The organism is Microbacterium sp. SWDP-B6, from assembly GCF_059803615.1.
The window spans coordinates 95,174-117,853 of sequence record NZ_JAPFGV010000010.1; the positions used below are offsets into that span (position 1 = coordinate 95,174).

Sequence of the window (22,680 nt, forward strand, 5' to 3'; positions counted from 1 at the left end):
CGGCGACGCTCGTCGCGCGGCTCCTTGCGGAGACGTCATCAGCGGGCTCGTTCGTCGACGTCAGCGGCGATGGCCGGCGCGAGTGGCGTTCGGTGACGTTTCATGCAGAATGCCGGTGCCGCGCGCAGTCGTTCCCATCTCTGCCAGGAACCGCGACGGCGCCCGCTCCCCTCGCCCCGCTGAGCGTGACCACGACAGCGAGAGAGTACGCGCGGCCCGCGTGACGCCGACGTAGGCGAGGCGGCGTTCTTCGTCGATCGCCTCGAAGCCGGTGGCGTACGAGATCGGAAGCGCGCCTTCTGCCCACCCGGCCAGGTGGACGTGCGGCCATTCGAGACCCTTGGCGGCGTGCAGTGTCGAGAGCGTCACGGTGCGCATCGTGGGCTCGTGCTGGTCTTTCGCCCGTGCCATGAGCGCATCGCTGAAGGTGCGCAGGTTCTCGTCCGGCCCCGCATCCTCGGCGAGACGCAGAATCGCGCGCCGAGCCTCCCACCCGTCGCGCTGCGCGCCACCGGCCGCGGGTGGCTCGTCGGAGAGCCCCAGCTCGCGGAGGACTCGCTGAACACCCGGGAGGAACCCCTGCTCCGTCGGGGCGACGGCGGCGGCCCTCAGCGCCAGGATCGCCTGACGCACCTCCGGCATGGCGAAGAACCGCGTTCCGCCCAGCACCGAGGTCGGGATCCCCTCTGCGGCGAGCGCCTGCTGCAGCACCGCCGACTGGGCATGGGCGCGATAGAGCACCGCGATCTCCGAAGGCGACGCGCCGGATTCGATCCGCGCCGCCACGGCAGCGGCGATCCCCTCGGCCTCGTCGCGCTCGGAGTCGTAGGCCGTGACCGTGGGTGATTCCGCGTTGAACGTCTCTCTCGCCGGGATGAGCTCGAGCGCGCCCGGCCGACCCTTCATGAGCGCATTGGCCGCTTCGAGGATCGGCGCCTGCGAACGGTAGTTCGTCTCGAGCCGCACGACCGTGGCATCCGGATGACGCCGCTCGAACTCGAGCAGGAAGCGCTGTTCCGCGCCGGCGAACGAGTAGATGGTCTGGCTCGCATCGCCGACGACGCAGATGTCCTTACGGTCTCCCAGCCAGAGTTCGAGCAGTCGGTTCTGGAGCGGAGAGACGTCCTGATACTCGTCGACCGTGAAGTGGCGATACTGCTCGTGCACGGAGGCGGCGACGCGCGGCTCCGCTTCGAGCATCCCGGCGCATGCGAGCAGCACGTCCTCGAAATCGAGTTGGCGCCGCTCGTCCTTCAGCGCCTCGTAGCGCTGCTGCAGCTCGACGAACTGCGCGGAGTCGATCCCGCTCACCGTGCGACCGAGCAGCGAGTGCTGTTCGACCGAGAGCATCGACACCTTGCGCCATTCGATCTCGGACGCGATGTCGCGGAGGGTCGCAGTGCTCGGGCGCAGACGCATCGAGTCCGCAGCCTGGCCGAGCAGTCTCACCTTGTTGTCGATGATCGACGGCGCGGGCGAGCCGGCCAACGTCGGCCAGAAGAAGTTGAGCTGGGCGAGCGCGGCGGCATGGAAAGTGCGCGCGGCGACCCCCTCGACACCGAGAGCGCGCAGGCGTCCCCTGAGCTCTCCCGCGGCCTTCGCGGTGAAGGTGACCGCCATGACCCGAGACGGCGAGTACGCCCCGGTGTCGACGCCGTGGGCGATCCGATGGGTGATCACACGCGTCTTGCCCGTTCCCGCGCCGGCCAGCACGGCGACGGGACCACGCAGAACGGATGCCGCCTCCCGCTGTCGATCGTCGAGGGCTTCGAGCGCGCTCACGCGCGCTCCTCGAACCACTCGAGGATGAGTGCGCGCGCGATCGATGCGGGCCCAGGCAGACCGACCGGTCCGTCGCCTGCGAGAGCGGACCCGATCTCGTCGCGAGAGAACCAGCGCACGTCGATGATCTCCTCGCCGTCCGGACGCAGCACGTGATCGTCCAGCGCCACCGCACGGAAGCCGAGCATGAGCGAGCGGGGGAAAGGCCAGGGCTGAGACGAGACGTAGCGCAGTGAGGCCAGTCGTACGCCCGATTCCTCCTCGAGCTCCCGATGCACCGTCGATTCCAGCGACTCGCCCGCCTCGGTGAATCCGGCGAAGCAGGAGTACATCCGTCCGCCCCAGTTCGCGTTCGCTCCGAGCAGGAGCCGTTCGCCGTCCGAGCTCTCGACCGCGACGATGACCGCAGGGTCCGTGCGGGGGAAGTGCTCGCGACCGCAGACGAGGCATCGGCGCGACCATCCGGCCTGCCGCAGCTCGGTCGCTCCCCCGCAGCGGGGGCAGAACGGCGCGTCGCGCAACCAGCCGCCGAGCGCGAGGGCCTCGATGAGCAGCTCTGTGTCGCCGGAGCCGAGACGCGCGCCCAGGTCGCGAAGGCCCAGCCAGACCTCATCCGGGGCGGTGTCGACGGTGTCGCCCTCCGGCGGCAGTACCGCGAGAAGCACAGCGGTTCCGTCACCGTCGCGCCCGAGGAGCGCCCAGGTGGCGTCGACGATCTCGGAGGCCGGCACCCGCAGCAGAGTGGCCGGATCGAGATCGGCGCCCGAGATGCGCACCCGACCATCGCGCACGGCGATCACCCTCGTCGCCTCCTCTGCGCGGAGTCGATCGAGGATCCCTGGCTCGATGCGCAGATCGGCTGCGCGGTCGAGGGAAGTGCTGCTGTCGGCGATCATCGGCTCCTCTCTCACGGGCGTGGCGGAAGCGGGACCGCCCCTACGTCCACCTACCCTGGAGGCATGGGACGCTCTCCATTCACTCTAGCCGCGGCGGTGACTGCCGCACTGCCCGGCGCCGAGGTGACCGGGGCGCGCGCGCTCAGTGCCGACGGCGACGGCCGCTTCGACTCCGCCGTCGCCACGCTCGCCGACGGACGCGAGCTCGCGATCCGCGTGGCAGACGACGACGAGACCTCTCGGGAGCTCGCCGCCGAGGCCCTCGCCCTCAGAGCGCTGACGGCCGGTGCGCGGGCGATGCTGCCCTTCAGAGCTCCCGAGTACATCGGCGAGACCCGGCTGGCGGACGCACACGCACTGGTGACCGAGCTGCTGCCCGGTTTCCAGATCGAAGCCGCGATGGTGCCAGCGGGCCGGGGCGCCGCCGAATCGATGGGCGCGGCGATCGCCGCCGTCCACGCGCTCCCCACGTCGGTCGTGCGCGGCGCCGGTCTGACCACACGGTCTGCTCAGGAGAGTCGCGACGAACTCGCTCGACTCGTCGACGCCGCCGCATCGACCGGGCGCGTCCCCGCTCGACTCACGGTGAGGTGGCGCGACGCCATCGCCGACGACGACCTCTGGCGTTTCGAATCGACGGTCGTGCTGGGTGGAGTGCAGTCCACCTCGTTCATCTTCCGCGACGACCCGGAGCTCGGCCCCGAGGTCACCGGACTCGTCGGGTGGCATTCGCTGGCTGTGGGCGACCCGGCGATCGACCTCTCGTGGCTGTCGACCGCCCCTGATGCCGCAGATGACGTCCACGCGTCGTATGCTCGTGCCGCCGATCGCGGCCCGGACGCAGCACTCGAGGTGCGCGCTCGGCTGCTCGCCGAGCTCGAGTTCGCCCGCTGGCTGGTGCATGGGGACTCGCTGCACCGACCCGACATCGTCGACGATGCCGCCGCTCTCCTCGAGGCGCTCGCAGACGGACTGCACAGCGACGATCTCGGCGTGATCGCATCGCGCAACGAGGGTGTCGAGTCTGCTCTCGATGCGCTCGACCGGGTTCCGTCGAGCGCCGTCTCCGGGGTCGACACATCGATGCAGACCGACGCGTACAACCCGGACGACCTCTGGCGCGACGACAGCGACGCCCAGAGCACGAGCGATCTCAGTGAGACGGCGGATGCCGCCCATCGCCTCCAGGTGGGTGGCCTCGAGACCGAGGACCTGTCCGGGGTGCGCGACCAGCTCTCGGAAGACCGCGGTGCGGAGCAGCGCACGACCGGCGATGCTCATCATGCCGACAAGCCCGAGAAGGCGGATGGCTCCGACGAGGGGTCGCCGGAAGATGAAGCTCAGCGGGCCGCCCGAGCAGCGCTCCAGCGCTGGAAGAGCTCCGGCTCGGAGTAGACCCGGTCACCGCGGATGACGAGGTCGTCTGCGACGTAGTAGAGCGCGACATCGATCTCGTCGAGCGGCACGCCGAATCGGCGATGGTAGGCGAGGCGATACAGCGCGAGCTGCAGCATCCGCTCTTCCCGCTCCTGGGGTGTGCGCGGGGCCTTGCCCGTCTTCCAGTCCACGATCTCGATGCGCCCGCCCCGGTCCTCGCGTCGGTAGACCGCATCGAGCTTGCAGATGACGATATGGCCCTCATCGCCCGGCAGCGCGCCGCCACCCAGCGCGAAGTCGATCTCGATCTCGACCGCGATGGGCTTGAGGGATCCCCACTCGCTGGCCTCGAAGATCTCCTGCAGAGTCGAGAGGTCTGCGGCGTCGGCTGACGACACCTCCGCTCCGCCTGCGCTCTCGCCGAAGGAGAGGTCGTCTTCGTCTACCTCCCAGAGTGCCTCGTCGACGCGCTGGCCCACGCCGACCAGTTCGCTGCGCCGCTCGACCCAGGCATGGAACAGCGTGCCCAGGCGAGTCTGCCGATAGGGTCGCTCGGGCATCGGGCGGACGAGGGAAGACACCGTGCCGGCGAAGTCGGTGACGTAGTCCTTGAAGCGGGAAGCGGGCACGCGAGTCGGGGGTGGCGCATCGACGCCGTGCAGTCGAGCGGCACGCTCGGCGAGCAGACGGACCAGCTCCGGGGAGGCCACAGGGTCGCCCTCGGCGGCAGCGCGCACAGCTGCGGCCGCGGACTCGACGATGCCTCGCCGAGCACCGAGTGGGTCGAGCGGCCAGGTGAGCGTGGCGCCCGGACCTTCATAGGGGTTCTCGTCAGGATCCACGGGCTCGATCGGCCTGCGACCGAGCACCTCCATGGCCTCGATCAGGTACGGGCTCGGCGCCTTCGGCTGCTTCTGCCCCGCCCAGTGCGCTCCGGTCAGGAGCAGGTGGCTGCGCGCCCTGGTGACGGCGACGTAGGCCAGTCGGCGCTCCTCCTCTTGCTGATACTCGCGATAGGAGTCCTTGAAGACGGTGATCGCGCCCGGCGCCGTCTTGCTCTTGCTCGTCAGAGATGCGATCCCGGCCTTCAGCCGCTTGGCCGGATCGAGCTCCTCGTCAGAGGGGGCGATCCAACTGAACGTCGGCAGCGCCGCGCTGTCGCCGCGCAACGCGAAGGGCAGCACCCCGAAGCCGAACCACCCCGAGGTGTCCGTCGGTCGCGACGGCAGTTCCCCCTCGACCATGCGCACCACGGCGACCGCATCCCATTCCAGGCCTTTGGAACCGTGGACGGTCAGAAGCTGAACCACTCCCGGCTCCGGCGGCTCCGGGCGCGGCACCAGTTCATCCGTGCTCTCGGCCTTCTCGAGCCAGGCGAGGAGGCTCGAGATCGTCCCGCGCTCGTCGGCGGCGAGGAACGACCTGACCTCGTCGGTGAACGCACGCAGCTGGGTGGCGGCGATACGAGCCGGCCCCCTCGTCTCGTTCGCAGCGAGCTCGATGTCCAGACGCAGTTCGAGCTCGATGAGCCTCAGCATGTCGGGAAGCGGCAGCGACGAGGCTCTGCGAAGACGTTCGAGCATCTCCCCCGCTGCGCGTATGCGAGAGCGACCCTCCGGTGTGATGCCCGACAGAAGGCGGTAGTCATCGCTGAGGCCGCGGAGCACATCGACGGCGTCGATGATGGACAGCGCCTCGTCCGCGCCTCGTGACGCGCGGATGCGCTTTCGGAGTTCGTCGTCCAACGGCAGCAGACCGCTGTCTCTCCGCGAGAGCTCCGCTGCAAGCCCCTGCAGCGCGGCCATGTCGGCGACCCCGACCGAGAAGCGAGGGCCGACGAGGAGTCTGATCAGAGCTGAGCCGGCGGTGGGATCGTGCAGCACCCGCAGTGTCGAGACGACATCGACCACCTCGGGCGTGGCCAGGAGACCACCGAGGCCGAGGATCCGGTGGGGAATGCCCTGCGCGGCCAGGGCTGCCGCGAAGGTCTGCATGTGGCGCTTCGACCTGAACAGCACCGCCCCGGTGTGCGGCTTGGCTGGGTCGTCGTGTGCTGCACGACGCGCGGCGAACCACTCGGCGACCGCGCGCGCTTCCTCATCGACCGTGAGCGGGAAATCCACCTCGACCGCCCCGGGGCCCGCACCCGGGCGGGCCTCGAGGGGCGGCACGTCCAGCCCAGGTCTGCGAAGAGGACCGAGGATGCGGTTGGCGACGCCGAGGATGCTCCGGTCGTTGCGCCAGCTCGTCATCAGACTGTAGTTCCCGACGGTCTCCTGCTCGGAGAAGGTCCGCGCGAAGGCGTGCAGGTTGTCGGCGCTGGCGCCTCGCCATCCGTAGATCGACTGGTGGGGATCGCCCACCGCCATCACGGCGGAGTCTCGGAAGAGCCGTGCGAGGAACTGCGTCTGGATCACAGAGGTGTCCTGGTACTCGTCGAGCAGCACGACCTGATGCTGCTGTCGGAGATCTTCGCGCACATCGGGTGACGACTCGACGATGTCGTAGGCGCCGCTCACCTGGTCGGCGAAGTCCAGCACACCACGTCGTTCCTTCTCGGCGATGTAGTCGCGGACCAGCACCGACAGAGCGGGAAGAGCGCGAAGATTCGCCACCGCGGTCGCGACATCCGCATTGCTCGAGTACGGCTCGAACGCCTCGGCCTGACGCAGCGCGATCCGGTCCGCGCGGTCGAGGTCGACCCTGTGGTCGAGCGAGTCACCGGCCAGCCTCTGCACCGCATCGACCACTCCCGCCACAGATCGGTCTATCTGTTCCAGCTCGGGGAGGTCGGCGCGCAGCACGACGTCGCGCACCAGCATCCAGGACGCCGCCTGACTGAGCATCGCGACGTCGGACTCGCGGCCGATGCGCGCCGCGTGCTCGCGCACGATGCCGTCTGCGAATGCGTTGTACGTCGATACCTTCGGACGGATCAGCAGGTCCTCGGCCGACAGGGGGGCCGAGTCGCCCGCGGTGCCGAAGCGCTGGGCGAGTTCATCGAGCACCTGCGATCGGACGACCTCGCGCTGACGGCCGTTCGCTGCTTTCGACACGCGATCGAGAGCGTGGCTCGCCACGATCTCGGGAAGGTGCGGCAGCAGCCCCCTTCTTCCGTATTCGTCGATGAGCGCCAGCCTGGCGCCGATCCGCTCGGCGAGCTCACCGGCGGCCTTGCGGGTGAAGGTCAGCCCGAGAATCTGATCGCGGCGCACGTGCCCGTTCGCGACGAGCCAGACGACGCGACCGGCCATCGTCTCGGTCTTGCCGCTGCCCGCTCCCGCGACCACGAGCGCAGGTGCGGGTGGCGATTCGATCACCCTCTGCTGCGCCTCCGTGGGCGCCGGGAGGCCGAGAGCGGCGGCGACGTCCAGTGCAGAGATCCCGTGCCCCGCTCCCGTCCACGCAGTCACGCGCTCACCGCGGCGACGGTGTGGATGCGGCACGGCTGGACCCGCCATTGGGTGTCTGCGCAGTGCGCCTCGACGTGCGCGGTGAAGCTGGACGCCGACATGCCTCGCGCGGCCTCGGCGATGCGTCCGAGGAACTGCACCCGCTCTTCGCCGGCGAGGGTGTGCTGGTGTGCGACGCGGAAATCGCTCCCGGCAAGGGTCTTGGCGACCAGCACGAGCCGCGCTCCGGCCAGCGCCGCCGGATCCGCTCCCTCGATGAGCCCCTCTTGCACAGCCACCTGGTATGCGGCGAGCTGCGCGTGGTCTGCGACCTTCTGCTCGCTCTCCGGCTCGTACTTGCCGGTCTTCAGATCGACCACCACGACGCGTTCTCCTCCCTGCGCATCGGCCATACGCGTCCATCTCTGCCCTCGGGCCTTCGCATGCTCCCCGCCCCCGGCGGTGTACGCCTCGACCCTGTCGATGAAACCGTGGACGATCGCGTGGTGCGGGTGGGGGTCGTCCGGTTCGGTGCTCACCGGGCGGACAGCAGGCGGGACGCCGATCTCCTCCGGAACCTCGACCGCGAATCGGAACTCGACCTCCCCGGCGATCACGCGACCGCCTTCCTCTGCCACGTCCGAGAGATAGCTGTGCAGTCGATCGATGTACAGGTCGGCTCGACGACGCTCTTTCCTGCCGATCCAGGCCGTCTCGAAGTCGAGCTCGGGCCAGTGCTCGGCCAGAACGTCGCGAAGGCGATCCAGTTCCCCGTCGGGCACCTGCTCCATCGCTTCATGGATGATGGTGCCGATACCCGCCGACGGCGGCATCACGGTGTCGCCGCCGAGCGCGGAGACCGCCCAGTTCAGCTCGCATTCCTCGAACGATTCCATGCGTGACGGCGACACCCGAGCGGCATCGACCGCGAGGTCGTGCAGTGGGGCGTCGGTCGTCGGCGGAGCCACGCCGTACCACTCGGACGGGTCCGCGCCCGGCACGCCCTCTCTCGCGAGCACCGCCAGCTGCGCGGACGCGTGCTCTCGCGCGGCCGGGGAGGTCGAGGTCGTCAGCACCCGGCGATGACGGGCGACGAGCCCGCGCAACGTGAGCGGATGCTCCGCCGATGCATGCAGCTCGGGCGGATCGGGCGGCGGGAGGAAACCGAAGAACGGGCTGGGCATCAGGTCGTCGTCGTCGACCGCGGTGACCAGGAGCCGGCGGCGCGAGCGAGAGATCGCGCGCACGAAGAGCCGCAGTTCGTCGTGGAGTGCCGCGCGGCGCCGGTCGAGGGTCTCGGGCGGGTGCTCGACGGTTCCGGTGCGGGCGGCGAGCAGCGCATCGGCGAGGCGCCAGGTCTGCAGCATCCCGCCGCGCAGACGCACGTTCGGCCAGATGCCGTCCTGCACTCCGGCCACCACGACGGCGTCGAACTCGGTGCCGAGCGCTGTCGCAGGTGTGAGCAGGGTCACCCGTCCCGGCCGATCGGGACTCGACAGGGAGTCTTCGGGCACCTCACTGTCGAGGATGTCTCGCACGAACACCTCGGGCTTCTCATTCGGGGTGCGTTCGACGAACCGCTTCGCCGCACCGAACAGGGAGACGAGGGCGTCGAGGGCTCTCGCGGTCTCCGCACCGCTGGGCTGCAGCGACATCTCGCGCCACGCGACCTGGAGCTTGCGCCCGTCGACTGCCCTGGACTGATCCCAGACCCGCCACAGAAGATCGTGGATCGTCTCGCCGTCAGCCGCCGCGGAGGCCACCTCGGCGATGGTCGAGGCGAAGCGCGCGGCCAGGCGGGATTCCTGCGCATCGATGAGAGTGAAGTGGTCGGGCGCGGCCAGCGCCTGGCGCAGCAGCTCCCGAGCCGGCGTGGACCCGCCGAGGTCGAGCTCGATATGACGCAGACGTGCCCGCAGACGCCGGAGACCGATCGCATCCATGCCGCCGAAAGGAGTGCGGAGCGCCTCCTCCCAGTCCTGGGAGGTCCGGTCGTCAGGTGCGGTGAGGGCCAGGCGCACGATGCCGACGATGTCGCGCACGATCGGCTCGGAGCCGAGGGGCCGCTGCACACCCGCGGCTCTCGTCGGGATCTCGCGTGCCGCGAGCTCGGACTCGAGGTGCGTCACCTGCCGGGTGTCGTGCGCGATCACCGCGATGCGATCCCACGGAACACCGTCTGTGAGATGCCATTCGCGCATGACGCCGGCGATGCGGTCGAGCTCTTCGTGCGGCGACGGCGCGATGAAGGTGCTGACGTCGGTGGGGGCGCCTGATTCCTGTGCGTCGAGCGGTTGGGGGGCGCGTCGGTGGTCGATGCGGCCCGACGCCCCGATCGCCTGAGTGACGGTGCGGGTGAGCGCGGTGAGAGCGGGCGCCTGCCGATGGGGCCTGTCGAGGACGTGCACCTCGCCGAGCGCGGCGGCGAGCTGAGCGAACAGCTCCGGGCTCGCACCGCGGAAGGCTCCGGAGGAGATGTCAGGGTCGCCGAACGCGAGCACTGCCGTGCCTCGCGCGCGCAGCGCCTCGACCATCGCGATCCCGCCACGTGTCAGCTCCTGCGCGTCGTCGATCAGCACCACCCTGAGATCCGCGAGGGGCCCCAGGACAGTCGACTCGGCCGTCTGCAGGATCGTGCGCGCCTCGGCGAGCAGATCTGCGGCGTCACGGTGGGATGCCCGCGCCAGATCGAGCACCGCGCGGTACTCGACGAGGAAGTCGGCGACGGCCGACCAGGCCGCATCGTCGGCCGCGCGCAGCTCCACGGGCTGCGCGCCGAGCTCGACGCACTCGGCGAGGAACGCACGAAGCTCGGAACGGAAGCCCTTCGATGCGCGAACCGCGGGGCTCAGCGCCTGCGGCCATACGATGCGCTCGTCTTCCGCATCGCCCGCGAGCAGCTCGGCGATCAGACGGTCCTGGTCCGCCCCTGTCAGCAGGGCCGGCGGCTCTGCTCCTGCGCGCACCATCGCTCCGCGCACGACCTGGAAGGCGAACGATCCGAGCGACCTGGCCAGCGGGCCGGGGGTGGCCTGACCGATTCTGACTCCGATGCGGTCGCGCAACGCGGTGGCCGCCTGCCTGCTCGGCGTGAGGACGAGGAGCTGCTCGGGGCGCATCCCGACGGTGTCGAGCAGATGCACCACACGCTCGGTGAGGGTGCGGGTCTTGCCCGTTCCGGGCGCCCCGATGATGACACCGGATGCCGACACCTCTGCGCCGATCACGGCGTTCTGCGCGGCGTCCTCTGTCATGTCCTCCACGCTACTGCGGCGCACGGACATCGCCGCCCGCCGCCGTCTCACGACGCTGTGCGCTCAGGGCGAAACCCACCCGATCGGCGGATCCCGTCGTCTCGCCGCCCGGTAGAGTTGGGCGCAGTCGTCGACCTCCGAGGTCGACTCGACCACAGCATCGTCGACTGGAATACAGGAGTACGCGTGGAAATCCGCATCGGCATCATCAACACCGGCCGCGAGCTCAGCTTCGAGACCGCTTCGAGCGCGGACGAGGTTCGCGCACAGGTCTCCTCGGCTCTCGAGCAGAACACCTCTCACCTGAGCTTCGCCGATGTGAAGGGCAACTCCTACCTGGTTCCGACCGCGAACCTCGCGTACATCGAGCTCGGCACCGAGGAGTCTCGTCGCGTCGGCTTCTTCGCCTGACGCCACGATGTACATCCTCCTCGCTCTCGTCGGAGCGTGCGCGCTCGGCATCGCGGCCCACTACATGATCGGTGGCCGGGAGCTGCGCGGGGTCGCACTGACGCCCGCGATGGCCACGGCCCTCGCCGCGCTCTTCTATACGGGCATGCAGTGGCTGGGCGTCGGAGAGGACAGCATCTGGCTGTGGCTCGCGAGCATCGTCGGATCCGTCGCGGTCGCCGCAGGCCTCACGGTCGCGATCGTCGCGTCGCGCCGTCGGTCGGACGCATCGGCCAGGGCCGCGCTCGGCATCTGAGCATTCGTGAGCGAGCGTCGCACGCTGCGGTGGATCCGCGTCAGCGTCGGCGTGCTGATGCTCGACCTCGTGGTCAGCGGTGTCATGTCGTGCCGCTCGCGCTCATCGCCGGCAGCATCCGGGGCATCCCGTTCGGCTGGCAGCTCATCGACATCTCATTCGGCGTGGTGGGCGCAGTCCCCGCCGTCGCCGCCTGGCGTCTGACCAGGCGGCTCGAGCGGATGCGCACGCAGACCGCTGCGGGCTAGGAGGCCAGCCCCATCGCGTCCATGCGACGCGCGTGCGCGCCCATCAGCTCGGTGTAGACCAGCTCGACGCGGTCTTCGCTCATGGCCGCGAGTTCGGGCTGACGCAGGGCTGAACGGCACACCAGGATCGTGTCGCCGACCAGGCGGCGCGCCCACATCGACAGGAGCGATCGCCACTCCCCGTCGCCGTCGATGGTCTCCTGGATGATCGCGACGATCTCGTGACGGGCGTCGTCCTCGCCCAGGATGGCTGCCACCCGCTCGCCGGTCTCTCCGTAGCTCGAGGCGAGCGCGAAGTAGAAGTCGTCGAGCATCCCTGCGGTGATGTAGACGGCCAGCAGCGTCTCACGTGGACGCGCCCCGATCGTCTTGCGACGGAATGCATCGAGGTTCTCGCGGAACGGGAGCATGAGCTGCGTCGGATCGTCACCGCGCTCGGCGATCAGGTCGACGATGGCTCGATGCTTCGTGAGAGCGGCGCCGGCCGCGCGAGACAGGGATTCCTTCTCGGAGAGCTCGGGCGTCGCCCTGATCAGTCGGGTGAGCGTCTCGAAGTAGCCCAGCTGCAGGTACGCGGCCTGTCCGAGGAATCGTGGCAGCTCCGGCGCGAGTTCGGCGAAGTCGACGCGCGTCGCTGCGCCTTGATCCCCTCGACTGCGCAACGTCAGTGTGCGCCGGGGCGTCCTTCGCTTCCAGAACCAGTTCACCACGGGGTTCACAATACTCGGACGAGAGGGGCCTTCCGGGCGCCGCCACCCCCTCGGGTAGGCTGTCGGTGTCCCCGCCGTCGGAGCGGGGCCCGCGCCTGTGGCACAAAGACGGCGTGGATCCGTGAACGTGGCGATCCTCGCAGGTCGCCGGACAGGCACTCTGAACATTGACAACCTTCGCTGATCTCGGAATCGATCAGGACATCATCGACGCACTCGCCGCCAAGGGCATCGTCGACGCCTTCCCCATTCAGGAGCAGACCATCCCCCTCGGCCTCCCCGGCCAGGACATCATCGGCCAGGCCAAGACCGGCACCGGCAAGACCTTCGGATTCGGCATCCCTGTCGTGCAGCGACTGGGGCTCAACCCCGAGCACGGCGTCAAGGCGCTCATCGTCGTTCCCACCCGCGAGCTCGCGGTGCAGGTGTACGAAGACATCGACCTGCTCACGAGCAACCGCTCGACCAGCGTCGTCGCGATCTACGGCGGCAAGGCCTACGAGGGTCAGATCGACCAGCTCAAGGCCGGCGCGCAGATCGTCGTCGGCACGCCGGGTCGTCTGATCGACCTCGCCGGCCAGCGCCTTCTCGATCTGTCGAACGCGACCGAGGTCGTGCTCGACGAGGCCGACAAGATGCTCGACCTGGGCTTCCTCGCCGACATCGAGAAGATCTTCCAGAAGGTCCCCGCGGTGCGGCACACGCAGCTGTTCTCGGCGACCATGCCCGGCCCGATCGTCGCGCTCGCTCGTCGGTTCATGTCGAACCCGATCCACATCCGCGCCAGCGACCCCGACGAGGGCCTCACCCAGGCGAACATCAAGCACCTCGTCTACCGGGCTCACTCGCTCGACAAGGACGAGATCATCGCGCGCATCCTGCAGGCCGAGGGCCGCGGCAAGACCGTCATCTTCACGCGCACCAAGCGTGCCGCGCAGCGTCTGGTCGACGAGCTCTCCGACCGCGGATTCAACGTCGGCGGCGTGCACGGCGACATGGGCCAGGATCAGCGCGAGCGCTCGATGGCGGCCTTCAAGGCCGGCAAGCGTGACGTGCTGGTCGCGACCGACGTCGCCGCCCGCGGCATCGACGTCGATGACGTCACCCACGTGATCAACCACACGATCCCCGACGAGGACAAGACGTACCTGCACCGCGTCGGCCGCACCGGTCGGGCGGGCAAGACCGGTATCGCCGTGACGTTCGTCGACTGGGAGGACCTGCACAAGTGGGCGCTGATCAACCGCGCCCTCGAGTTCGGCCAGCCCGAACCCACCGAGACGTACTCGTCCAGCCCGCACCTGTTCGAAGACCTCGACATCCCCGCCGGCACGAAGGGCCGTCTGGTGTCTGCGCCCAAGACGCAGTCGGTGAAGACCGAGCGGGCTCCGCGCCCCGAGCGTGCAGCAGACGTGGCAGCAGAGGGCACCGACGAGGGCGGCACCCGTCGCCGTCGGCGTCGTCGGGGCGGTTCGACCCCGGTGGGTTCCACGTTCGCAGAAGGCACCTCCGAGGCGCCAGCCGACGACTCGCAGTCCACGACGTCAGCCGACCGCAGTGCCGAAGGCGCCGGCACCCACGACGGCGCAGGCAAGGAGCACCACGACGGCAAGCCGGCTCCCGCGCGCCGTCGCCGTCGTCGTCGCGGCGGTTCGGGCGGAGCGGGAGCGGCTCCGGTCTCCGGAGCCTGATCGACCTCAGAGGGGGCGGATGCTGCAGCAGCGGCATCCGCCCCCTCTGCCGTCTCCCCGGGCACACCGCACCGAGCGGTCGACGGAACGCCCGGCGTCAGGCGTAGCGCGGTGCGGTTCCGCTCGCGCGCTCGATGAGCCGCTGCACCATCTCGTCGGAGGTCGTGTTCTCGCCCGGCAGGTTCGGTTTTCCGGTGCCGTGGTAGTCGCTCGAGCCCGTGATGATCAGGTCGTGCTTCGCCGCGATCGCATGCAGCGCCTTCTTGCCCGACGCGGTGTTCTCGCGGTGGTCGATCTCGAAACCGCCCAGACCGGCGGCGATCAGCTGCTCGATGAAGTGCAGGGGCATCATGTGGTCGCGGCCGACGGTCGCGGGGTGCGCGATGATCGCCACTCCCCCGGCATCCGTGATCAGACGCACCGCGGTGAGCGGATCCGGAGCGTAGTGAGGCTCGTAGTAGCCCTCACGCGGATGCAGGATCCCGTCGAACGCCTCGGTGCGATCGCGGACGATTCCCCGAGCGACGAGAGCGTCGGCGATGTGCGGGCGGCCGACCGTCGCGTCGAGCGTGGTCTGGGCGAGGACGTCGTCCCAGTCGAGGTCGTAGTCGCGACCGATGCTGCGGACGATCCTCTCTGCTCGGCCGATCCGATCGCCCCGGATCCGATCGGTCTCGGCTGTGAGCGCCTCGTCGAGCGGGTCGAACAGGTAGCCGAGCACGTGCACGCTGCGCCATTCGTGCTTCGCCGAGAGCTCCATGCCGGGGATGAACGTCATCCCCAGTCCTGCGGTGGCCGCTGCCGCCTCGTCCCACCCGGTGCTGCGGTCGTGGTCGGTCAGCGCCACGGTGCGCAAGCCGTACGCGTGCGCCTGGCGCACGACCTCAGCGGGCGTCTCTGTACCGTCCGAGTGATTGGAGTGCATGTGCAGGTCGGACGGACCGGCGAAACGGCGTGAGGGAGCGGAGGCCATGCTCCGAGCGTACCGACGACCGCGGACGCCGGTCGCGCATGCCGTCGCTCTAGGGACTTCACAGGGGGGACTTCTAGGCTGGTGGGGATGTTTCGACTACTGGGGATCCTCTTCACCGTGCTGTTCGCGATCGCGACGGCAGTCGTGGTGTGGCCTCAGTTCTTCCATCTCGAGCAGACGTTCCCCTTCGCTCAGATCGTCGCCGCCCGTGGAGTCGTGCTCGCAGCATTCCTCGTCATCGCCGCGCTGTCACTGCTTCTCCTCTTCGCGAAGCCATTGCGTGGCTTCGCGGCATCGGTCCTGATCGTCGCGCTGCTCGGAGCCGGGGCGACCGTAGCCATCGGCTTCCTGCGCGGATTCGGCGCAGACACGCTCCCCGCCCCCACCGAGTCGAGCCTCCGCGTGCTCACCTGGAACACCGCCGGCGACGAGGTGTCAGCCGAGGAGATCGCCCGCGAGATCCTCGATCGAGGCGCCGATATCGTCGCGCTCCCCGAGACCACGGAGGAGGTCGGCGAACAGGTCGCTGTGCTGCTGCGTGATCAGGACCACCCGATGTGGGTGCACCACGTGCAGTTCAAACCCGACGTCGTCGACGGCCCGAAATCGTGGCACACGACCGTCCTGGTATCCCCCGACCTCGGCGAGTACTCCGTGATCGCGTCGTCGGAAGACGGTTCGAACAACACCGGCTCGGTTCCCAGTGCGGTGCTGATGCCGGTCGATGGCGCAGGTCCGACCATCGTCGCCGTGCATGCCGTCGCACCGCGCATGGACGACATGGCGCAGTGGCAGAGCGATCTGCGCTGGATCGCCGATCAGTGCCCCGCGGGCGACTTCATCCTCGCCGGAGATTTCAACGCGACGATCGACCACATGGCGGGCCTCGGGGTCGACGGCGGCGACATGGGCTACTGCCGCGACGCAGCGACCCGATCGGGCAACGGCTTCAGCGGAACCTGGCCGAGCTCGCTGCCGGCTCTGCTGAGCACGCCGATCGACCACGTCATGGCATCGCCCAGCTGGACGGCGACCGGATCGGTCGTGATCGGAGGCGGGGGTGGCAGCGATCACCGCGGCCTGGTCGTGCAGCTCGAGCCCGCAGGCTGACATCCCGCAGTCGTCACGCAGGTGACAGACTGGAGGGATGAGCACCGCAGAACGCGACACGATCGCAGAGCCGACGACCGAGACTCCCGTCGAAGCCACCACCACGAACCGGAAGCAGCCCTTCCCCCGCGGGTTCCTCGACACGATCTCGACCGGATGGGCCGAGCGCCCCGAGTCGATCCCCGCGCCCCGCGCACAGGCGCCGTTCGCTGCCGTGCGCCGCGCAGCCGTCTCGGCAGCATTCCCCGGCAAGCGCCTGGTCATTCCTGCCGGGTCGCTCAAGCAGCGCAGCAACGACACCGACTATCCGTACCGCGCCCACTCGGCCTTCGCACACCTCACCGGCTGGGCATCGGACGCCGAACCCGACTCGATCCTCGTGTTCGATCCCACCGACTCAGGCCACGACGTCACGCTGTATTTTCGCGAGCGCGCGGACCGCACCACGACCGAGTTCTACGCAGATGCCACCGTCGGGGAGTTCTGGATCGGCCCGCGCCCCTCGCTCGCCGGGGTCGCCGCAGACCTCGATGTCGCGACCGAGCACCTCGCGGAGTTCACGAGCGCTGACGGCGAACTCGTGCTCGACGAGGACGACGACCTCACCCGGTTCGTCTCGGAGCTTCGTCTCGTCAAGGACGAGTACGAGATCGCCGAGATGCGTCGTGCCGTCGACATCACCGCCCAGGGCTTCGAAGACGTCATCCGTTCGCTTCCCGACGCGATCGCGCACGCTCGGGGCGAACGGGTCGTCGAGGGCGTCTTCCATCGCCGCGCCCGCGAAGACGGCAACGGCGAGGGGTACGACACGATCGCCGCATCGGGTCCCCACGCCTGCTACCTGCACTGGACCCGCAATGACGGCACCGTGGTCCCCGGCGATCTGATCCTCGTCGACGCGGGCGTCGAAGCCGACAGCCTCTACACCGCGGACATCACCCGCACTCTCCCCGTCTCCGGCACCTTCAGCGAGGTCCAGCGCCGGGTCTATGAGACCGTGCGCGAGGCTGCGGACGCCGCCTTCGCCGCGGCACGGATCGGCGTGCGGTTCCGCGAGGTGCACGAGGCCGCCATGCGCGTGATCGCCGCCCGCGTCGCCGAATGGGGCCTGCTGCCGGTGACCGCGCAGGAGGCGCTGGACGCAGATGCCGGCGGACAGCACCGTCGCTACATGGTGCACGGCACGTCGCACCATCTGGGCATCGATGTGCACGATTGCGCTCAGGCCCGTCGAGAGATGTACTACGACGGCATCCTCGCGCCCGGCATGGTGTTCACGATCGAGCCCGGCCTGTACTTCCAGATCGACGACCTCACCGTGCCCGCGGAGTACCGCGGCATCGGCGTGCGCCTCGAGGACGACATCCTGATGACGCAGGACGGTCCGATCAATCTGTCCGCCGACATCCCCCGCACCGCCGACGAGGTCGAGGCCTGGATCGCTCGCATCCAGAGCTGAGCCCGCTGCATGCACGAGGGCGAGCTCGCACTCACGGAGGAGACCGCTGCGCGACTGATCGCGCAGCGGTTTCCCGCGCTCGCCCACCTGCCGGTCGAGCGCATACGCACCGCGGGCACCGTGAACACGATCACCCGGATCGGCGACGAGTTCGCGGCGCGGTTCCCCCTCGTCGTCGAATCGGCAGAGGCACTCGCTGCTGAGGCCGCGGCGATGGAGGAGCTCGCAGACGTCTGCGCGGTGCCTTCGCCTCGCTCTCTCGGCATCGGCATGCCGACGGCAGAGTATCCATCCGCATGGTCGGTGCAGACATGGGTGCCTGGCGACACAGCGTGCCGAGACCTTCACGCGACTTCTGATGCCCTGGCGCTCGACGTCGCCGCGCTGATCGCGTCGCTACGGGCCGCCGATGTGCGCGGGCGCGAGTTCGACGGTCAGGGGCGTGGTGGCGTCCTCACAGATCACGACGAGTGGGTCGCACTTTGCATCGAGAGAAGCGCTCATCTGGTCGATCCGGCCCGGGTGCGACGACTGTGGCGGGCTCTGCGCGGTCTGCCGCGCTCCGGTCAGGATGTGATGAGCCACCGCGATCTCACCCCGTTCAACCTGCTGGTCGCGGGCGATCGCGTTGTGGGCGTCCTCGACGGCGGCGGATTCGGCCCTGCTGATCGCGCTCTCGATCTGGTCGCCGCCTGGCATCTGTTCGACGCGTCTCGCCGATGCATGGTGCGCGAGCGCGTCGGAGCGTCGGATGTCGAATGGCAGCGGGGCGCCGGGTGGGCGCTGCAGCAGGCGATGGGACTCGGCTGGTACTACGAGGACTCGAGTCCCGCGATGAGTGCTCTCGGACTCTCCACGGTGCGCCGTCTGCTCGACGACGCAGAGCTGATGTCGCTCACGTGATGCCTACGCCGGCGGATCCGCAACGATCTCGACCTTGAATCCCTGGTCGTTCTCGACCCACCCGGCGTAGTGATCCGGGCCGCCTGCAACCCCAATCGAGTAAGCAGCCAGTGCCAGCTTCGCGAAGCCTCGTCGAGATCGGGCACCCAGATCTCGACATGGTGCAGACCCCTCATCAGGGGTGCACGAGCTCCGCGACGAAGGGTGCGAGCGACGCGCCGATCTCGGATGCGGGGCGCTTGCGTCCCTTCACCTCGAAGGTGTGACCGCCGCCGTCGATCCAGATGATGCGCGCGTCCTGGCAGGTTGCGACGACCTCCTCGAACTGCGCCAGCGGCTGGATGAACGGATCGTTCGTGCCCTCGATGAACAGCTGCGGAACGCTGATGGCCGGAAGGTGCTCGGCGCGCGGCTTCTCCGGCTTGCCCGGTGCGTGCAGCGGGTATCCCAGGTACGCGAGACCGTCGACGGAGAGTCCCTGCGCGACGGCCATCGACGCCATCCGCCCGCCATACGACTTGCCGGTCGCCCAGATGGCCGCATCCGGGTCCTGCTCACGCGCGAACGCGACCACGGCGTTCCAGGTCGCGATCGCATGAGTCGCCGGCCCTGGCATCCGGCGTCCCTGCTCGACGTACGGGAAGTTGAAGCGCAGCGTGGCGTGTCCACGGGAGGCGAGCTCTTCGGCGAAGCCGGTGAGGAAGGGGTGGTCTTTGCCGGTGCCTGCGCCGTGCGCGACGATCACGGTCGATCCGCTGTCCCCTGCCGACCAGTCAGCCGAGATGGCGACCGGTCCGGCGGGCAGATCGACGAGGATCTCGACCATCAGGCGCGCAGGTAGGGAATCGCGAACGGTACGCGCATGACTCTGCCGCCGGACGCCTTCACCATGCCCATGATGACCAGGACGACGTGGAAGGCCGACAGCGCGAAGTAGATCGTGATCGGGATGCCGATGGGGTAGAACCCGCTCGACGGAGAATCGGCCGTGAGTGAGAACAGGATCACGAAGTGCGAGATGAGCAGAACCGTCGACACCAGCAGGTATGTGAGCCCCCAGTTCGCGGCCGCCCGAGCGTTCTCGCCGGCCACGCCTCCGAAGCGACGCGATGTCCCGCCGCTGACGGCCATGGCGATCCCCGACGCGAGTCCGCCGACGAACGGGAACGGGATCAGGATCAGAAGGCCGAGAGCCCATGGAAGAAGCCCGCGCGGCGGTACCGCGGCGGGATAGGTCCCCGCGGGGTAGCCCTGTGCCGGATAGCCCTGTGCCGGATAGCCGGGTGCCGGATGCCCCTGGGAAGGAGGCATCTGCGGCGGGGTATAGCCGACGGGCTGCTGAGGCGCCGGAGCCTGGCCGGGAGCGGCGGGCGGCGCGTACCCCGGTGACTGCGACGCGGGCTGCTGCGCATATCCCGGAGGCTGCGGCGGCGCGTAGCCGTACACAGGCGCCGGTGCAATCGGGCCCTGCGCGGGAGGCGCGGGAGGCGCGGGAGGCACGGGAGGTACTGCGGGGTGTGCGGGTGTCGCCGACGGGTCGGACGCGCGGTCTGCGTCGGACATCAGACGGTTCCCGCCGAGGTGGGCGGGAGGCCGGGCTTGCCGGGGTCGGGCGTGTCGATCGGCGGTGCGGCCGGAGGTGCGGCCGGATCTGCGGGGCGCGGCGGAACAGTCGGCTCCTCGGGAGCGGCTTCAGGTCCACCGAGCGGCGGGGTCGGGCCGGGAGTCGGGTCCTCTGGCGAAACGGGAGGCGTTGCCGGAGGCGCAGGCGCAGGAGCGGGCTGGCCACCCGGCGCGATGCGCTCGCCGTACCTCGGCGGCTCGTCCAGATCGACGGGCGCACGCACCGTTGCAGGCTTGGCCGCCCCCAGGGCGAGACGCGCCTTCGCGAGTGACGTGGCCTGCACCCGCACCTCGTAATGGTCCGCGGCGAACTGCGTGACGCTCGCGAAGTCGCGGCGTCGGCGCACGATCGCATAGGTGACGAGGCTGAGGAGCATTCCGAGCGCGACGCCGATGAAGACGAACCCGACGAAGAGCTGGATCGGCACCTCGGGGTTGCCGATCACGAGGATCGCGGAGAGGAAGAGACCGATGAGCACGCCGTTGATGGCCCCCGATCGTGCCGCGGCGGCATAGCCGAGTCGCCCCGTGATGCGCTCGACCGTCCGGACGCTCTGCCCGATGATCGCGATGTCTCGGGCCGGCACCTCCTGGGCGATCAGTTTCGACACCGTCTTCTGGGCGCCTTCGTAATCGCGGGTGGAGGCGACGATCTCGCCCTCATCGCGGCTGTCGGCTGGACGGTTCAGCATGCTCATCCCGCCATTGTTCCATGCCTTGTGGTGACAGGGCCGGGAGTGTGTCGTGCTGCGGCCCCGCGGGGGCCGCGGGCGGGCCCTGCGCACTACGCTGGACGAGTGAGCACACAACGGGTATTCGCCGCGCGCCTGGCAGGCTGCGCCGTCTTCGATCCCGTCGGCGACCGGCTCGGCAAAGTCCGAGATGTCGTCATCGTGTACCGAAGTACGGCTGCTCCGCGTGTCATCGGCCTCGTCGTCGAGATCCCCGGGCGACGACACGTCTTCCTGTCGATAGGACGAGTGACGTCGATCCGTGCAGGCCAGGTCATCAGCACCGGACTCATCAACGTGCGCCGCTTCTCGCCGCGCGCCGGAGAAGTGCGGGTTCTCGCAGAACTCTTGGGTCGACGGGTCAGCCTCGTCGACGGCACCGGCACTGCTGTCATCGAAGACGTCGCCATCGAGCCGAACCGCCTGGGCGAGTGGGCCGTCAGCCAGCTCTTCCTCCGTCGCCCGAAGACCAGCGCCTCACCGTTCGCCAAGGGCCCGACGACGTTCGCCGCCTGGAACGAGGTCACCGAGCAGCACTCCCCCGGCGAGTCCCAATCGGCCGAGCAGCTCGTCGCCTCCTACTCCGAGCTGCACGCCGCCGACCTCGCGAACACCCTGCTCGATCTGCCTCAGCAGCGCATGATCGAGGTCGCAGAGGAGCTCTCCGACGATCGGCTCGCCGACGCCCTCGAAGAGATGCCCGAGGACGACCAGGTGCACATCCTCGACCGCCTCGGCGACGAGCGAGCCGCAGACATCCTCGACCAGATGGAGCCGGATGACGCCGCCGACCTCCTCGCCCAGCTGCCGCCCAATCGCCTCGAGCAGCTGCTCGAGCTGATGGAGCCGGAGGAGGCCGAGGACGTCAGGATGCTGCTGCGATACGGCCCTGACACCGCCGGCGGTCTCATGACGCCCGAGCCGATCATCCTCTCCGCCGATGCGACCGTCGCCGAAGCGCTGGCCCTCATCCGGCGTCACGAGCTGCACCCCGCCCTTGCTGCAGCCGTGTTCGTGACCCTGCCGCCCTTCGAGACGCCGACGGGCCGACTGCTCGGAATGGTGCACTTCCAGAGGATGCTGCGCTACCCGCCGCACGAGCGGCTCGGCGCGATCATGGACGACAGCCTCGACCCCGTGCGCGTCACCGCATCGGCTGCGGAGGTGGCCAGGATGCTCGCGAGCTACGACCTCGTCTCGCTTCCGGTGATCGACGCCGCCCATCGTCTGGTCGGCGCCATCAGCATCGACGACGTCCTCGACTATCTGCTGCCCGACGACTGGCGCACACATGACAGCGACGAGCCGTCGATCCCGAAGGAGGTGCGCTGATGCCCCGCTCCCGCTCGCGCTCCCCTCAGCTCGACGCCCCACTGGGCCGCGGCACCCCTCGGCAGCGGCCGACATCGCGTGACCGCTTCGGCCGCTTCACCGAATGGGTCGCCCGTGCAATGGGCACCCCGGCGTTCCTGCTCATCCTCACGCTGTTCTGCGTGCTCTGGATCTGCTGGAACACCCTGCTGCCCGACCACCTGCGCTTCGACGATGCCGCGCTCGGCTTCACGGCCCTCACCCTCATGCTCTCGCTGCAGGCGTCGTACGCGGCCCCTCTGATCCTCCTCGCGCAGAACCGCCAGGACGACCGTGACCGCGTGCAGATCGAGCAGGATCGCCAGCGTGCCGAGCGCAACCTCGCCGACACGGAGTACCTGGCCCGAGAGATCGTCGCGCTGCGGATGTCGCTCGAAGAGCGCAACAACCAGGTCGTGACCCGGGATGTGCTGCGCCACGAGCTCAAGTCGCGGGGGGGGGGGGGGGGGGGGGG

General features: G+C 69.3%; 19 protein-coding genes. 10 read left to right on the plus strand and 9 right to left on the minus strand.

From position 1 onward, the window contains the following. Positions 1 to 60 precede the first annotated feature (60 nt). Together OPU70_RS13340 and nudC are read right to left on the minus strand one after the other, a co-directional pair. Complete coding sequence (locus OPU70_RS13340) at positions 61 to 1,782, minus strand: ATP-dependent helicase (RefSeq protein ID WP_042541978.1); 1,722 nt, start codon at positions 1,780 to 1,782, stop codon at positions 61 to 63. Continuing rightward, on the minus strand, positions 1,779 to 2,678 hold the full coding sequence (gene nudC / locus OPU70_RS13345; RefSeq protein ID WP_042541979.1) for an NAD(+) diphosphatase: 900 nt from the start codon (positions 2,676 to 2,678) through the stop codon (positions 1,779 to 1,781). The genes OPU70_RS13340 and nudC overlap by 4 nt, the downstream gene beginning before the upstream one ends. 63 nt (positions 2,679 to 2,741) lie before the next feature. Here nudC and OPU70_RS13350 point away from each other — a divergent pair, with 63 nt between their 5' ends. Next, entirely contained in the window at positions 2,742 to 4,073 is a 1,332-nt protein-coding gene (locus tag OPU70_RS13350; RefSeq protein WP_228385675.1) for a phosphotransferase, read from the plus strand. On the opposite strand, the gene OPU70_RS13355 is transcribed toward OPU70_RS13350, so the two are convergent. Together OPU70_RS13355 and OPU70_RS13360 are read right to left on the minus strand one after the other, a co-directional pair. Then, entirely contained in the window at positions 4,019 to 7,468 is a 3,450-nt protein-coding gene (locus OPU70_RS13355; protein WP_475436109.1) for an ATP-dependent helicase, read from the minus strand. The two genes, OPU70_RS13350 and OPU70_RS13355, sit on opposite strands and share 55 nt — an antisense overlap. Next, positions 7,465 to 10,701 carry an ATP-dependent helicase gene (locus OPU70_RS13360; protein WP_042541980.1) on the minus strand — a complete coding sequence of 1,079 codons (3,237 nt, stop codon included), beginning with the start codon at positions 10,699 to 10,701 and terminating at the stop codon, positions 7,465 to 7,467. The genes OPU70_RS13355 and OPU70_RS13360 overlap by 4 nt, the downstream gene beginning before the upstream one ends. Positions 10,702 to 10,887: 186 nt before the next feature. On the opposite strand from OPU70_RS13360, the gene OPU70_RS13365 reads away from it, so the two are divergent. The 3 genes from OPU70_RS13365 (at position 10,888) to OPU70_RS13375 (ending at position 11,655) form a co-directional block, all read left to right on the plus strand. Next, positions 10,888 to 11,112 (plus strand): DUF3107 domain-containing protein, encoded by a 225-nt coding sequence (locus tag OPU70_RS13365; RefSeq protein WP_042541981.1) that lies wholly within the window; start codon positions 10,888 to 10,890, stop codon positions 11,110 to 11,112. Positions 11,113 to 11,119: 7 nt separating this feature from the next. After that, positions 11,120 to 11,407 (plus strand): hypothetical protein, encoded by a 288-nt coding sequence (locus tag OPU70_RS13370; protein ID WP_042541982.1) that lies wholly within the window; start codon positions 11,120 to 11,122, stop codon positions 11,405 to 11,407. A gap of 89 nt (positions 11,408 to 11,496) precedes the next feature. After that, entirely contained in the window at positions 11,497 to 11,655 is a 159-nt protein-coding gene (locus tag OPU70_RS13375) for a hypothetical protein (protein ID WP_498557999.1), read from the plus strand. Here the strand turns inward: OPU70_RS13375 and OPU70_RS13380 are convergent. Continuing rightward, positions 11,652 to 12,365 (minus strand): ferritin-like fold-containing protein, encoded by a 714-nt coding sequence (locus OPU70_RS13380; protein WP_042542188.1) that lies wholly within the window; start codon positions 12,363 to 12,365, stop codon positions 11,652 to 11,654. The two genes, OPU70_RS13375 and OPU70_RS13380, sit on opposite strands and share 4 nt — an antisense overlap. 167 nt (positions 12,366 to 12,532) lie before the next feature. On the opposite strand from OPU70_RS13380, the gene OPU70_RS13385 reads away from it, so the two are divergent. After that, the gene (locus OPU70_RS13385; RefSeq protein ID WP_309687221.1) at positions 12,533 to 14,056 is read left to right on the plus strand and encodes a DEAD/DEAH box helicase; all 1,524 of its coding nucleotides are present in this window, start codon (positions 12,533 to 12,535) and stop codon (positions 14,054 to 14,056) included. Between the two features lie 97 nt (positions 14,057 to 14,153). Here the strand turns inward: OPU70_RS13385 and OPU70_RS13390 are convergent, their stop codons facing one another. Beyond that, complete coding sequence (locus tag OPU70_RS13390) at positions 14,154 to 15,029, minus strand: PHP domain-containing protein (protein WP_042541984.1); 876 nt, start codon at positions 15,027 to 15,029, stop codon at positions 14,154 to 14,156. An 87-nt stretch (positions 15,030 to 15,116) separates the two neighbouring features. Between OPU70_RS13390 and OPU70_RS13395 the strand changes: the two genes are divergently transcribed. The 3 genes from OPU70_RS13395 to OPU70_RS13405 are packed head-to-tail and all read left to right on the plus strand — an operon-like array spanning position 15,117 to position 18,501. Beyond that, complete coding sequence (locus tag OPU70_RS13395; protein WP_498558000.1) at positions 15,117 to 16,139, plus strand: endonuclease/exonuclease/phosphatase family protein; 1,023 nt, start codon at positions 15,117 to 15,119, stop codon at positions 16,137 to 16,139. 37 nt (positions 16,140 to 16,176) lie between these two features. Continuing rightward, on the plus strand, positions 16,177 to 17,598 hold the full coding sequence (locus OPU70_RS13400; RefSeq protein WP_498558001.1) for an aminopeptidase P family protein: 1,422 nt from the start codon (positions 16,177 to 16,179) through the stop codon (positions 17,596 to 17,598). A gap of 9 nt (positions 17,599 to 17,607) precedes the next feature. Further along, entirely contained in the window at positions 17,608 to 18,501 is an 894-nt protein-coding gene (locus OPU70_RS13405; RefSeq protein ID WP_498558002.1) for a phosphotransferase, read from the plus strand. 175 nt (positions 18,502 to 18,676) lie between these two features. Here OPU70_RS13405 and OPU70_RS13410 read toward each other — a convergent pair whose 3' ends face one another. The 3 genes from OPU70_RS13410 to OPU70_RS13420 form a co-directional block, all read right to left on the minus strand. Further along, complete coding sequence (locus tag OPU70_RS13410; protein WP_475436121.1) at positions 18,677 to 19,327, minus strand: alpha/beta hydrolase family protein; 651 nt, start codon at positions 19,325 to 19,327, stop codon at positions 18,677 to 18,679. After that, positions 19,327 to 19,812 carry a magnetosome magnetite crystal formation protein family gene (locus tag OPU70_RS13415; protein WP_475436123.1) on the minus strand — a complete coding sequence of 162 codons (486 nt, stop codon included), beginning with the start codon at positions 19,810 to 19,812 and terminating at the stop codon, positions 19,327 to 19,329. Before OPU70_RS13415 ends, OPU70_RS13410 begins: the two co-directional genes overlap by 1 nt. Positions 19,813 to 20,063: 251 nt before the next feature. After that, positions 20,064 to 20,822 carry a YflT domain-containing protein gene (locus OPU70_RS13420; RefSeq protein WP_498558003.1) on the minus strand — a complete coding sequence of 253 codons (759 nt, stop codon included), beginning with the start codon at positions 20,820 to 20,822 and terminating at the stop codon, positions 20,064 to 20,066. A 99-nt stretch (positions 20,823 to 20,921) separates the two neighbouring features. Here OPU70_RS13420 and OPU70_RS13425 point away from each other — a divergent pair, with 99 nt between their 5' ends. Together OPU70_RS13425 and OPU70_RS13430 are read left to right on the plus strand one after the other, a co-directional pair. Further along, complete coding sequence (locus OPU70_RS13425) at positions 20,922 to 22,187, plus strand: magnesium transporter MgtE N-terminal domain-containing protein (protein WP_042541990.1); 1,266 nt, start codon at positions 20,922 to 20,924, stop codon at positions 22,185 to 22,187. Further along, on the plus strand, positions 22,187 to 22,680 hold a 494-nt coding region (locus OPU70_RS13430; protein ID WP_498558004.1), incomplete at its 3' end, for a DUF1003 domain-containing protein. The genes OPU70_RS13425 and OPU70_RS13430, both read left to right, overlap by 1 nt.

Bases quoted from the DNA above. Each gene is read 5' to 3' on its own strand.
- nudC (WP_042541979.1), bottom strand. From the start codon at position 2,678: ATGATCGCCGACAGCAGCACTTCCCTCGACCGCGCAGCCGATCTGCGC.
- OPU70_RS13350 (WP_228385675.1), top strand. From the start codon at position 2,742: ATGGGACGCTCTCCATTCACTCTAGCCGCGGCGGTGACTGCCGCACTG.
- OPU70_RS13360 (WP_042541980.1), bottom strand. From the start codon at position 10,701: ATGACAGAGGACGCCGCGCAGAACGCCGTGATCGGCGCAGAGGTGTCG.
- OPU70_RS13370 (WP_042541982.1), top strand. From the start codon at position 11,120: ATGTACATCCTCCTCGCTCTCGTCGGAGCGTGCGCGCTCGGCATCGCG.
- OPU70_RS13390 (WP_042541984.1), bottom strand. From the start codon at position 15,029: ATGGCCTCCGCTCCCTCACGCCGTTTCGCCGGTCCGTCCGACCTGCAC.
- OPU70_RS13395 (WP_498558000.1), top strand. From the start codon at position 15,117: ATGTTTCGACTACTGGGGATCCTCTTCACCGTGCTGTTCGCGATCGCG.
- OPU70_RS13400 (WP_498558001.1), top strand. From the start codon at position 16,177: ATGAGCACCGCAGAACGCGACACGATCGCAGAGCCGACGACCGAGACT.
- OPU70_RS13405 (WP_498558002.1), top strand. From the start codon at position 17,608: ATGCACGAGGGCGAGCTCGCACTCACGGAGGAGACCGCTGCGCGACTG.
- OPU70_RS13410 (WP_475436121.1), bottom strand. From the start codon at position 19,327: ATGGTCGAGATCCTCGTCGATCTGCCCGCCGGACCGGTCGCCATCTCG.
- OPU70_RS13415 (WP_475436123.1), bottom strand. From the start codon at position 19,812: ATGCCTCCTTCCCAGGGGCATCCGGCACCCGGCTATCCGGCACAGGGC.
- OPU70_RS13420 (WP_498558003.1), bottom strand. From the start codon at position 20,822: ATGAGCATGCTGAACCGTCCAGCCGACAGCCGCGATGAGGGCGAGATC.